Annotated in this window: 8 protein-coding genes; 5 read left to right on the plus strand and 3 right to left on the minus strand. The window is 65.3% G+C overall.

Annotated elements, in window-relative coordinates; all coding sequences use genetic code 11:
* Positions 1 to 11: 11 nt before the first annotated feature.
* Together AC1DT7_RS10140 and AC1DT7_RS10145 are read left to right on the plus strand one after the other, a co-directional pair.
* Positions 12 to 2303, plus strand: a complete 2292-nt coding sequence (locus tag AC1DT7_RS10140; RefSeq protein WP_478035822.1) for a TonB-dependent receptor — start codon at positions 12 to 14, stop codon at positions 2301 to 2303.
* Positions 2304 to 2366: 63 nt separating this feature from the next.
* On the plus strand, positions 2367 to 3569 hold the full coding sequence (locus AC1DT7_RS10145) for a Ca2+-dependent phosphoinositide-specific phospholipase C (protein ID WP_478035823.1): 1203 nt from the start codon (positions 2367 to 2369) through the stop codon (positions 3567 to 3569).
* Here the strand turns inward: AC1DT7_RS10145 and AC1DT7_RS10150 are convergent.
* On the minus strand, positions 3500 to 4798 hold the full coding sequence (locus AC1DT7_RS10150; protein WP_478035824.1) for an MFS transporter: 1299 nt from the start codon (positions 4796 to 4798) through the stop codon (positions 3500 to 3502). The two genes, AC1DT7_RS10145 and AC1DT7_RS10150, sit on opposite strands and share 70 nt — an antisense overlap.
* A 775-nt stretch (positions 4799 to 5573) precedes the next feature.
* Here AC1DT7_RS10150 and AC1DT7_RS10155 point away from each other — a divergent pair.
* A complete protein-coding gene (locus AC1DT7_RS10155; protein WP_478035879.1) occupies positions 5574 to 8033 on the plus strand; it encodes an ATP-binding protein in 2460 nt (819 codons plus the stop codon).
* 60 nt (positions 8034 to 8093) lie between these two features.
* Here AC1DT7_RS10155 and AC1DT7_RS10160 read toward each other — a convergent pair whose 3' ends face one another.
* A complete protein-coding gene (locus AC1DT7_RS10160; protein ID WP_478035825.1) occupies positions 8094 to 8672 on the minus strand; it encodes a DUF4142 domain-containing protein in 579 nt (192 codons plus the stop codon).
* A gap of 204 nt (positions 8673 to 8876) precedes the next feature.
* On the opposite strand from AC1DT7_RS10160, the gene AC1DT7_RS10165 reads away from it, so the two are divergent.
* Together AC1DT7_RS10165 and AC1DT7_RS10170 are read left to right on the plus strand one after the other, a co-directional pair.
* Entirely contained in the window at positions 8877 to 9284 is a 408-nt protein-coding gene (locus AC1DT7_RS10165) for a DUF3597 family protein (RefSeq protein WP_478035826.1), read from the plus strand.
* A 275-nt stretch (positions 9285 to 9559) separates the two neighbouring features.
* A complete protein-coding gene (locus tag AC1DT7_RS10170; RefSeq protein WP_478035827.1) occupies positions 9560 to 10558 on the plus strand; it encodes a cupin domain-containing protein in 999 nt (332 codons plus the stop codon).
* Between the two features lie 106 nt (positions 10559 to 10664).
* Here AC1DT7_RS10170 and AC1DT7_RS10175 read toward each other — a convergent pair whose 3' ends face one another.
* On the minus strand, positions 10665 to 11849 hold the full coding sequence (locus AC1DT7_RS10175) for a Yip1 family protein (RefSeq protein ID WP_478035828.1): 1185 nt from the start codon (positions 11847 to 11849) through the stop codon (positions 10665 to 10667).
* Positions 11850 to 11944 lie beyond the last annotated feature (95 nt).

Here is an 11944-nt window from a genome sequence, read left to right on the forward strand (position 1 = left end):
GATTCGGACCAATGATATCTGTACGTCGCCTCCATCATTTGCTTCTGCTCGGTACTGCCGCCACCGGCATGCCGTTCGCACAAGCGTATGCTCAGCAAGCCGCACCCGCGTCCGCGCCGGAAACGCAGGCCGCGCCGGACGAGGGGCTTGCCACCATCGTCGTCACCGCGCAGCGCCGCAGGGAAAGCCTGCAGGACGTGCCGGTCTCGATCACGTCGGTCAGCGGCGAGGCGCTGGAAAATTCCAGTTTCCGCTCGGTGACCGACCTGCAATATGTCGTGCCCGGCGTTCAGTTCGATGCGACCAACGGCGCGGCCTTCCAGATCCGTGGCGTCGGCAGCACCTCGTTCGATTATTCCAACGAAAAGTCGGTCAGCCTCGTAGTCGATGACGTGGTGATGGACGCGCAACGCGACACCGGCCTTACCGGGCTGTCCGACATCCAGCAGATTGACGTGCTGATGGGGCCGCAAGGCACGCTGTTCGGCAAGAACGCCACGTCGGGCGTGATCTCGGTGACCACCGTAAAACCCGTGCTCGGCCAACTCTCAGCTAAGGGCAGCGCGAGCTACGGCGAGCGCGAGGATCGTAACGCCACGGTGACGCTGAACGTGCCGATCGGTGATACGCTGGCGCTGCGCGTCTCCGGTTTCGATCAGGGGCAGGAGGGCTATGGCCGCTACACCACGCTCAATCAGCCGCTCAATTCGTTCAAGGAATATGGCTATCGTGCCAAGCTGCTGTTCCAGCCGAGCGACCGTATCGAACTGACCTATTTCAACGATTACGAGCATCACTGGGACAATTTCATCCGCACCTCGGTCTCGGGTGCGCTTCCGGCGGTGACGGCTCTGCAGATCGCCAATGGCGTGACGCCGGGGCCGGAGAATGACGACGACGCCGATTCCAAGATGGGCCGGACGCAGACCGCGACCTGGGGCCATTCGCTGCGCGCGCAGATCAAGATCGGGCGCGACACGCTCACCTCGATCACCGCCTATCGTGAGACGAAGTATACCGGCGATGCCCCGGCCAACCTTGTGCCCGCCGACAAATTCGCCTTCCTCCCGTATAATCAGGGCACCATCCACGCGCGCAAGATCAGTCAGGAACTGCGCTGGGCCTCGCCGACAGGCGGCTTCGTCGAATATCTCGGCGGGCTGTTCTATAACCGGCTGCGCAACGATTCGACCCAGTTGCAATGGGCGACGCTGGGTACGCCGCTGGTCTCGTCGGCCGGTGTGCCGCTCACCAAGTTTTACGTGCTGACCGGCGCGATCGGCGATCCCGGCAACGCCGCGCGGTTCAAGGCGACAAACACCAGCGAGGCCGCGTTCGGACAGCTCAAGTTCAACGTCACGCCGCGCGCCAGCCTCGCGTTCAGCGGGCGCTACACGCATGACGACAACAGCCAGGCCTACACGTTCTTCTGGATCGATCCGCTGCCGCTGACCGGCGTGAACGCGACGTTCACCCCCACCAGCGCGGCGCCGGTGCAGCCGTTTGGGGAAATCAAAAGCGACAATTTCTCGTACCGCATCGCCGGCCAGTACAAGCTCGATCGGCACGTCATGCTCTATGCGAGCTGGTCGACGGGCTACAAGCCGAGCGGTCCGGGGTTCGTCGGCAACAATTACTCGCCCTATAAGGACGAGACGGTGAAGAGCATCGAGGCCGGCATCAAGACCGAGTTGTTCGACCGCCGCGTGCGCCTCAACTTCGATCTGTTCAGCTCGAAATTCACCAATTTCCAGACCTCCCTCGTCACCTTCGTGCCGGGCAATCCGCTGGCGGTGGTGGCGATCGGCAATGCCGGCGGCCTGAAGAGCCGGGGCGCCGAGGCGACCTTCGCGTGGCGCGCGACCGACGCGCTGACGCTAAGTGGCGGTCTGACCTATACCGATGCGCGCTTCACCGATTACGCCTATAACGCGACCACCAATTACGCTGGCACTCGGCTGACCAACGCGCCCGAATGGCAGGGCAACGTCAGCGCGACCTACGAACGCGAGATCGGCGGCAATCTGCGCGTCCGCGCCAATCTCGATTACGCCTATCGCAGCAAGGTCTGGACGGTGATCGGCCAGCCGGCCTATTCAGAAATACCTGGCTACGGCGTCGCCAACGGCCGCGTCAGCCTGTCGCCAGCGAACCGCGATTTCGAGTTCGGCGTCTATGGTCGCAACCTGTTCGACACCTATTATTCGGCGGCGTTCCAGCAATATAGCACGCTGAGCCTCGTGCATTATATCGCCCGCGACGCGCATCGCACCGTCGGCGTCTTTGCCAAATTCGGTTTCTGAGTCTCTGCCAGCCCCGGCCGATCGCCGGGGCTGGCAGGCCTTCGCCTCGCTCAAGGAGCATCTATGCCCCGACCGCACGTTTCGCTCGCGGCGTTCGCCGCGGCGCTTATTGCCGCCAGCCCAGCCCCCAAAACGGAGGCGCCCGATCTCAATCCCGATCTCAAGATCAACGAGATCCAGGTGCTCGGCACCCACAACAGCTATGCCATGCCCGTCGATACGCGGCTGTTGGCGATCGTCGATCCGATTCTCGGCCGCGTGACCACCGATCTGCCGAACAAGCTGCCGCCGGCGCAGCGCGCGCTGTTCCGTGAGGAACATCCCAACGACGTCTCTATCAGCGATGGGCTGAGCTATCTGCACCCCGACCTTACCACGCAGTTGAACGAGGGGATGCGCAGCCTCGAAATCGACGTCAATCCAGACCCCGAGGGCGGCACGTTCGCCGACCCTGCCGGCTACCGTTTGCTGCGCGCACACGGTGCGACCGGGCTGTTGCCATTCGACGCGCGCGCGCTGGCGCCGCCGGGCTACAAGGTGCTCCACATCCCCGACATCGACTTTCGCAGTCATTGCCAGCCGCTGAAGCAATGCCTCGCGCAGGTGCGCGACTGGTCGGATGCGCACCCCGGGCATGTGCCGTTGTTCCTGGTGCTGGAGGCGAAATCGTCCGATCTGCCGTTGCTGCCCGGCCCGACCCACACGGTGCCGTTTACCCCGGCGCTGTTCGATGCGCTCGACGCGGAGATCGTCGCGGTGGTTGGTCGCCGCCGGCTCATCACCCCCGACGACGTGCGCGGATCGCATCCGACACTGAACGCGGCGATCCGCGCGGGGGGCTGGCCCAGCCTGAAGGTCGCGCGCGGCAAGATCATGATCCTGATGATCACCGCCAACGGCGAGGAATCGACGCGCGGCTATGTGGCCGGGCATCCCTCGCTAAAAGGGCGGATGGCGTTCCTGCGCGCCGAACCCGGAGAGGATCATGCCGCGTTCCTGATGTTCGACAATGCGCTGGTCCGGCAGGCGCAGATTCGCGACTATGTCCGGCAGGGCTATATCGTCCGCACCCGCTCGGACATCGAGGCCTATGAGGCCAAGACCAACGACATGCGTCGCGCCGATGCCGCCTTCGCCAGCGGCGCGCAGATCGTCTCGACCGACTTCGAGCATCCCGGCAACGCCTTCGGAACGCCCTATGTCGTGCGGCTGCCGGGCGGCGGCGTGGCGCGCCGCAATCCGCTGCTTGAGATGCCGAAGCGGTAACCCGGCGCGATCGTCAGCAGGAAGACCAGACCGCCCACGGCGATGATCGCGGCCAGCGCCGCCATCGTCGTGGGCGTGCCCGCCTTGAACCCGTCGAGCAGAAACGCGAGCCCCACGCCCGACAGCGCTCCGGCCAGCTTGATCGTCGCAGTGAGCAGCGCGAAGCTGATCATGTCGGTCCGCACCCCGGTGCGAAGCGCGTGATCGCGGATCGCCGTGCCCATCTCGCGCCAGAACAGCGCCATCATGCCGCCGAAGCCCACACCGTGCGCAAGACAGGCGGCAAGCGCGAGCAGGCCAGCGTGCGGGGCGGCCAGAAATACCAGCCCCGCCAGCACGGCGAGCGCGGTGAACGCCAGCGCCGGCCGCATCACCCCGCGGTCCGGGCGCGGCAACCCCAGCGGCCCGATCACACTGCCGAGCACTAGCGCGAACAGCAGCGCCGCGCCGGCGGACTCGTCAGGGGCACGCCCATCGACGAATGGCACCAGCCGCATCGCCATCGCTTCGGGGCCGGCCAGCGCGGCGCCGGCGACGAGCAGCGTCGCGAGCCCCGCGGGCATCGAGCGCGGTCGTCCAACCGCTGTGGCTGCCGCCGGCAAAGCGCCTCGCCACCGCAGTATCCAGCCGGCGCTCGCCGCGATCAGCGTTGCGATTACCCCGGCCACGACGATCTCGCGGCCGCCGGCCGGAGCGGCGGTACCGACCAGCAGGAACGCCAGCCCCGCCACCGCAAGTCGCGCCACCCCGCTCAGCGTCTGCCGCATCACCGCATAATGGTGCGCCTCCTCGGCATCTCCGGGCAACAACGATACCAGCGCGTTCTGCGCGACATCGTAAAACGCGAAGAGGGTGCGGAACAGTGCCAGCGCGAGGGCAAGGCCCACGAACGCCACGTCGCCCCCGTGCGCCGGACGGAACACCACGAGCAGCGCCGCCGCCGCCGCCAGCCCGGCGACGCACTGGAGCGCCAGAATCCGGCTGAGATCGCCTTCCGCACGGCGCATCACCCAGGCCGCGGCGACGTCGGCCAGCGCGCCCAGCACCGCCGAGAGGAAGATGAGCAGCCCGGTATCGCCGGCGGAAAGCCCCAGCCGCACATTCGCATAATAAGCTAGAAGAAGATCGGTGAAGCTCCACGCGAAGCTCTTAGAGAAATGGCCGGCCCCATATGCCGATCGCAGCGCGATTCGTCCGGTCTGGGGATCGGGCCGGGCGCGTTCGTGCATTGCCATTGCGCCAACGACATAAGCCGACTTTAAGAAGATTGTACGACACTCATACAGCCGGTGTGACAAGCGCGAATTCGATCACCTGCCTCTTGCGACGGGCGACACTTTGTGCCCGCGTTCCGGCGCGCGCATGTCCGGATTTATGGCGCGAAGTCGCCTTCTCCCACGGGACTAGCAGCAGCGTTCGTCTCAAACGGACATCCAAGCATGGACTGACAAACGACCAGGTGTCGTCGGGAGCTGCGCCGCCATCGGACGGCAACCGCGGCTTCCGTGGATCGATCGCCGAAAGCCGCGAGTCCGCAACCGTTGAGATTTTCGGACGCCGCGCGGCGTCGGAAAGTCTCAACGATTGCAGACCGGCCGAATTCGCTGCTCCCGCCGCGCTACAGCCCGCCTGCTCGCCATAATAGCATAGTCCATCCCAACCCCGTGGCGCGTCGATCCCATCGCAGAACTCGTCGCCTGGCTTGGCGCCGCCAGCGTCGTTACGTGCCTGCGCGAATCTTCATCCCCATATATTTCGCTGCTGTGGTCACCTCCGCATTATGTCGCGCAACATAAGGTCGCGTGGAGAGTTTGACGGGTCGAATCAGGAGTAGGAGAGGGCGTGTCGGGATCGGCGATTGAATGGCTAGAGCGGGGCGGGGAAACGGGGCGTCTCATTGCCGCGAGGGACTGGTCGTCCACGTCGCTCGGCCCCATCGACAGCTGGCCGCAGAGCCTGCGGACCGCCCTCGGTATTATCCTGCTGTCGCCCATCCCGATCGTGATGCTGTGGGGCGAGGACGGCATCATGCTCTACAATGACGGCTATTCGGTCTTTGCCGGCGGGCGTCATCCCGAACTGCTCGGGTCGAAGGTCCGCGAAGGATGGCCCGAGGTTGCCGACTTCAACGACAATGTGATGAAGGTCGGGCTCGCCGGCGGCACGCTCGCCTATAAGGACATGGAACTCACCCTGTTCCGCCATGGCAGCCCCGAGCAGGTCTGGATGAACCTGGACTATTCGCCGGTGCTGGATGAATCGGGCACCCCGGCGGGCGTCATCGCGGTCGTGATCGAAACCACAGAGCGGGTGCGCGCAGACCGGCGTCTCGCGACGGAACGGGAGCGCCTGCTCCAGGCCTTCGAGCAGGCGCCCGGCTTCATCATCTCGATGCGTGGCCCCGACCATGTCGTCGAATTCGTCAACGCGGCCCATCGCCGCGCCTTCACGAGCGAGGACTGGCTCGACAAGCCGATCCGTCGTGCGTTTCCCGATCTGGAAGGACAGGGCTTCTTCGAGTTGCTCGACCGGGTCTATGAAACCGGCGAGCGTGTCGATGCGGTCGCGGTGCCGGCGCGGTTCAGGCAGGCCGATGGGCGCGAGGAGGAGCGATTCCTTACCTTCGTCTATGATGCCATGCGCGATGATCATGGCGAGATCGTCGGGGTGCTCTGCGAAGGCGCCGACGTTACCGCGGCGCATCTCGCCGAACGCGATATGCAGGAGGAGCGCACGGCGCTCGCGATGCTCAACCGGCTTGCGGCAGAGACGGCCGCCGAGAAGGACCGCGACAGGATCGCCCAGTCGGTCGTCGATACGGGTCTGGAACTGACCGGCGCGGGATTTGGCGCTTTCTTCCACAATGTGGTCGATGACTCGGGCGAGAGCTACAGGCTCTTTGCCCTCTCGGGCGCGGCCCTGTCGGCGTTCGAACGCTTTCCGATGCCACGCAACACGGCTATCTTTGCGCCTACCTTCGGCGGCGAGGGTGTCGTTCGGTCGGATGACATCAGGCAGGACCCGCGATACGGCCACAATGCCCCCCACCAGGGCATGCCGGAGGGCCATCTTGCGGTCGCCAGCTACCTCGCCGTTCCCGTCTTCGCGCGCGACAGGGGCGTGCTTGGCGGCCTGCTTTTCGGCCATCCCGAGCCCGCTCGATTCACGGCGAAGCATGAGGCCCAGATCCTTGCGCTCGCCTCCCACGCGGCGGTCGCGATCGAGAACGCCGATCTCATCCGGCGAGTCCAGGAGGCGAACGAGACGCTCGAACAGCGCGTGCATGATCGCACCGTGGAGCTGACCGAGGCGCACGAGGCGCTGCGGCAGGCGCAGAAGATGGAGGCGGTCGGCCAGCTGACCGGCGGCATCGCCCATGACTTCAACAACCTGCTCGCGGGGATCAGCGGCAGCCTGGAAGTCATCGAACGGCGCCTGTCGCAGGGACGGACCGAGGGGATCGGGCGTTTCATCAGTGGCGCCCAGACATCGGCCCAACGTGCCGCGGCGCTGACCCAGCGCCTGCTCGCCTTTTCCCGCCGGCAGACGCTCGATCCGAAGCCGGTCGACGTCAATCGTCTGGTGTCCGGAATGGAGGATCTGATCCGCCGGACGGTCGGCCCCGCCATCGCGGTCGAAGTGGTCGGAGCGGCCGGGCTTTGGGCGACGAAGGTGGACGCAACGCAGCTCGAAAACGCCCTGCTGAACCTCGCGATCAATGCGCGCGACGCCATGCCCGAAGGCGGGCGTCTGACGATCGAGACAGCCAATAAATGGCTAGACGCGCATGCCGGCCGGGAACGCGACCTGGAACCCGGTCAATATATCTCGATCTGCGTTTCCGACAGCGGTGTGGGTATCCCGAAGGCGGTCATCGACCGGATCTTCGACCCGTTCTTCACCACCAAGCCGATCGGCCAGGGCACCGGCCTGGGTCTTTCGATGGTCCATGGCTTCGTGCGCCAGTCGGGCGGCCAGGTGCGCGTCTATACCGAGCAGGGGCAGGGCACGACGATGTGCCTTTACCTCCCGCGCTATTCCGGCGAGATGCCGGATGATGCCGGGCATGTAGATGGCGCAATCGCGCATATCGGGGCGGGCGAACGCGTGCTCGTCATCGACGACGAGGCGACCGTCCGCATGCTGATCGTCGATATCCTCGAAGAATCGGGCTATGTCCCGCTGGAAGCGGAAGATGGCCCGTCCGGTCTCCGGATTCTCGATTCGGGCATCAGGATCGACCTGCTGATCACCGATGTCGGATTGCCCGGCGGGATGAACGGCCGGCAGGTCGCCGATGCGGCCAGGCTCGCCCGACCCGATCTCAAGATCCTGTTCGTGACCGGCTTTGCCGAGAATGCCGCCATCGGCAACGGCCATCTCGATCCGGGCATGCAGGTGATCACCAAGCCATTCGCCGTGGCCGACATGACGAACAAGATCGTGCAGATGATCGAGGGGTGAGGTGTCGCCCGCTGGCGATAGCGGGACGTGTGCCCGCCATCGCCGCAGGAACGGGCAGTGTCAGGCCTTGAGGCCCTTTGCCATGTTGAGATGCGCGGTCACGGTCGGGACCAGCCCGGTCGCGAACGTCTTCAGTTGCGGCACGTCTCCGCTCGCCAAATAGGCCTTGAGCGCGTCGAGCGTCTTCTGGTGGCCATCGACCTGCGCCGCCTTGTACGCCGCGTCGAAATCGGCGCCGGTCTTGGTCTTCAGCGCGTCGAGCGTCGACTGCTGCTCCGCGGTCAGCGTGGGATCCGGCGTGATGGCCGGGCTGACGCCGGCGGCGGCCGTCTTCAGCTTCTCGGTCGAACCGGTATGCGCCTCGATCATCTTGCCGGCGAACGCCTTGATCGCCGCCGATGTGGAGGCCGTCTGGGCAAGCTGCGACGTGGCAATCTCGAACGCGTCGCTGCTCGCGGCCGCGTTGGCGAAAGCCTGGCCGGGACTGAGCGGTACGGCCGCCGGAATGGCGGTGTTGGTCGTGTCGGTCTCGCTGCTGACGACCGTCGTATTGTCGATGCTGGTCGTCTCGGTCTTCGAACCGCAGCCGGCGAGGGAAAGCGCTGCCGCCGAGGCGATGATGAGGGTCCCGTATCGCATGATGTCCGTCTCCTGTTGTCGGCGCGTTGGCGCTCGCGCTGACAACTGCCGGTGCGAGGCAACGTTCCGATCGATGCATGACGGGCCGACTCGCTTCCGCGAGATTCCACCCGTCACGGACCTTTGTCACGGACCTTTTGCCGCCCCGCGCCGTTTCCATCTTCGCACCGCCCTGGAGGCGGAAGAAATCTAGGAGACAGGGCGATGGGCATTTTCGGCAGCATCATGGACAAGATCTTCCATCACGGCAGCGCCGCACAGCCCGCGCCGGGCGCGCCTGCGTCGCCGACACCGGCCGCGCCCCCGCCACCTGCCGCGTCACCCGCCGCTGCTGCGCCTGCCGCGGCGCCGGCCAGTGTCGATGTCGGTGCGGTGCTGTCCGAAATGGCTTCGATGAAGAATGGCGGGGGCAATTATCAGACCTCGATCGTCGACCTGCTCAAGCTGCTCGATCTCGATTCAAGCCTCGACGCCCGCAAGGAGCTTGCAACCGAGCTCGGCGTGCGCGCCGGCGCCGATGGCAGCGCGGAACAGAATATCGCCCTGCACAAGGCGGTCATGGCCAAGCTCGCGGAGAATGGCGGCGTGGTGCCGGATTCGCTCAGGAATTAAGCTGCCGGTTCCGGTATGGCGTGCGTCTGGTCCGGCGCACGCCCGATCGGCCATATGTGATGGGATGAGCGCATCTCGGGATGGCAAGTCTCGCGTTGATCCGCGCCGTTGAAGGGCATGCAAAAGGCCGGGACCGGCCTCGCAAATAGCTTTTCCTATATGATATATTTGATATAGGCTCGCCTCGACTCTGCTCCATAAACGGCAACAAGCCGGTAGGGCAGGGAGAAAGATAACCCGGCGGCGCGCGCCGGTCTTTTGGAGGGAGATGACTGATGCGTGTTCTGAAGACGATGCTCACCGCCGGCTTGATGGGAGGCGCAGCATTGCTAGCGCACCAGGCCATGGCCCAGGCCGCCCCCGCTGGTCCGCAGGGTGGTCCGCCACCGGGTGCTCGTCCTGCGCCGCCGCCGCCAATCTATGGCTGGGTACCCAAGAAGACCCCGTTCCAGGCTTATGTCGCGCCGAACAAGCCGCACTGGAAGCTGGCTGACGTGCTTGCGCTGCACAAGGGACAGGCCACCTGGTCCCAGCCGATCGTGCGCAACAAGGATCTGATGGCCGACTGGCATCAGCTCGCCTCGGGCGGCAAGACGACGCCGGTGATGTCGGCCGACAACCGCGTGGCCATGATCGTATGGAGCGGCCAGGTGCGCGTCAGCATCAAGGGGCAGGAGCCGTTCGTCGCCTCGAAGGGCTTCGAGATCAACGTCCCGTTGCGCTTGCCTTATTCGCTCGAGACGGTCGGTAACGAGCCCGCCTTGTGGCTCGAGGTTCACCAGACGGGTGACATTCCGATCTATCCAGTCGAGACGACGCCCAACAAACCCGCCGACGTCAAGGGCATCACCTATACCAAGTCGATCCTGTCGGGCGGCGACGGTGTCTATGATGGCGCCAACAAGCCCTATCTCGACTACTATAAGGATGTCATCGGCGGAGGCGCGCGCGCCGGCGCATTCATCGCCAGCGATCACATGTTCGTGAACAACATCCGCGGCAAGGGCATGCCCACCCCGCCGCCGAGCAACCTCGGCCATTTCCATACCGATTACAGCGAGTTCTGGTTCATCATGGAGGGTAATGTCGATTACCAGATCGAGGGTGTGCCGTTGCTGACCGCCTCGGCGGGCGATGTGGTGACGGCCGAGGTCGGGCGCTGGCACCGCGCGAGCTTCGGTGCCCCGGTCGGCGAGATGGCGACTCGCGTCGCGATCAATCCGTTTCCGCGCGGCCTGCACAACTACACGCCGGAATCGATGGGCCGCCAATAAGCGGGCGCCCTTGCGGCACTGAAAAACCCCGCCGGTGCGAGCCGGCGGGGTTTTGTTTTCCAGGTGTCGTTTGCTGGATGGGGTCGGTGTTGGATGGGGTCGGCGCTTATTGCGCCAGGTCGGCCAGCTTGGTCGTGTCGACCGAGGCGACCGCCTGTTTCAGCGTGTCGACCGTCGGGGCCGCACCGTCGGCGGAGACCATGAAGCGGCTGGCGACCATCGTGCCATAGCTGCCGCTCTTCGACTCCGTATTCCATTTCTCCGTCACCATCGCGCCGCCGACCATCTCGGTCTTTTCGTAACCGGTCGCGGTCTGCTTGCTCGACTGCATGTTCAACGCGCCGCCGAGCGACGCCAGGGCGCCGGCCGCGGCCATGTCGGTGACCGAGAGGTTGAAGCTCTGATCGCCCGAGGTGTAGCGCCCCTCGGCATGGCTGCCGCCGATGCCGCCGACACCACCGCTCTGGGTCTCGACATCACCGCGCGTAAAGCCGCCGATCGAGGCCGGTAGCATCGCCTGGAGGGCGGTCGCGGGGATCGGCTTCGCGGTGCCGTTCTCCATCTTCTCGGTCGCGGCCTTCATCTTGGCCACGGCATCATTGGCCTTGTCGAGATCGACGCTGCCTACGCCCGGCACGTTGAGCGATCCGGTGACCGCACCGGTGGCGGCCGCAGTGCTGAAGGCCGACCGCGCGAACGAGGTGCCGACCTGTGCCGCCACCGCCCCGCAAATGACGAACACGACGACCGACACGACCATCGTCACCAGGTTATAGGCAGTCGCCTTGGCCTGCGGCACCTTCATCAGGATCGGCAGGCCGACCCAGAGCAGGTACAGGCCGTACAGCCCGAGTATGGCAAGCCAGCCAAGCGACGGAATGATCTGGAAGATGCCACACAGCCAGCCGGCGGTTCCGGTGAAGGCGGCGACCTTGAAGGCGGAGACCGCGTTCTTGGTACCGTCGAAGCTCGGCGCCAGCGCGTTGATGATCAGCGACAGGACATAGACCCCGATCAGCGCGATGACATAGCCGACGACAGCGGTGCCCAAAGCGGCGCCGATCGGCGGACGATAGGTGATGCCGAACAAGCTGTAGCCGAAAACGAGCGAGCCGATCAGCCCGGCGACCGGTCCGATCGCCGCCAGCGGCACGACCCACCCCGTATAGATGCCCTTGATCGTCATCGGTTCCGCGTCGATGCGCGGCCATTCCTGCGCGGGTGCGGTCAGCAGTCGCTTGACCCGTTCCACCATGTTCTTGGGCTGGTCGCCCGGAATTTGCGTGGCCATTGCCTGCTCCCTGTTGCTCTTACCCTCCCGCGCGAGACTAGTGCCGGGCGCCCCGAAAGGCTAGGATCAAGACGACATGCGCGACCAGTCTGGCC

The organism is Sphingomonas sp. P3_C6 (assembly GCF_056402595.1).

Excerpts from the sequence above, each read along its gene's own strand:
- AC1DT7_RS10140 (WP_478035822.1), top strand. The coding sequence starts at position 12 with ATGATATCTGTACGTCGCCTCCATCATTTGCTTCTGCTCGGTACTGCC.
- AC1DT7_RS10145 (WP_478035823.1), top strand. The coding sequence starts at position 2,367 with ATGCCCCGACCGCACGTTTCGCTCGCGGCGTTCGCCGCGGCGCTTATT.
- AC1DT7_RS10150 (WP_478035824.1), bottom strand. The coding sequence starts at position 4,798 with ATGCACGAACGCGCCCGGCCCGATCCCCAGACCGGACGAATCGCGCTG.
- AC1DT7_RS10155 (WP_478035879.1), top strand. The coding sequence starts at position 5,574 with ATGCTGTGGGGCGAGGACGGCATCATGCTCTACAATGACGGCTATTCG.
- AC1DT7_RS10160 (WP_478035825.1), bottom strand. The coding sequence starts at position 8,672 with ATGCGATACGGGACCCTCATCATCGCCTCGGCGGCAGCGCTTTCCCTC.
- AC1DT7_RS10165 (WP_478035826.1), top strand. The coding sequence starts at position 8,877 with ATGGGCATTTTCGGCAGCATCATGGACAAGATCTTCCATCACGGCAGC.
- AC1DT7_RS10170 (WP_478035827.1), top strand. The coding sequence starts at position 9,560 with ATGCGTGTTCTGAAGACGATGCTCACCGCCGGCTTGATGGGAGGCGCA.
- AC1DT7_RS10175 (WP_478035828.1), bottom strand. The coding sequence starts at position 11,849 with ATGGCCACGCAAATTCCGGGCGACCAGCCCAAGAACATGGTGGAACGG.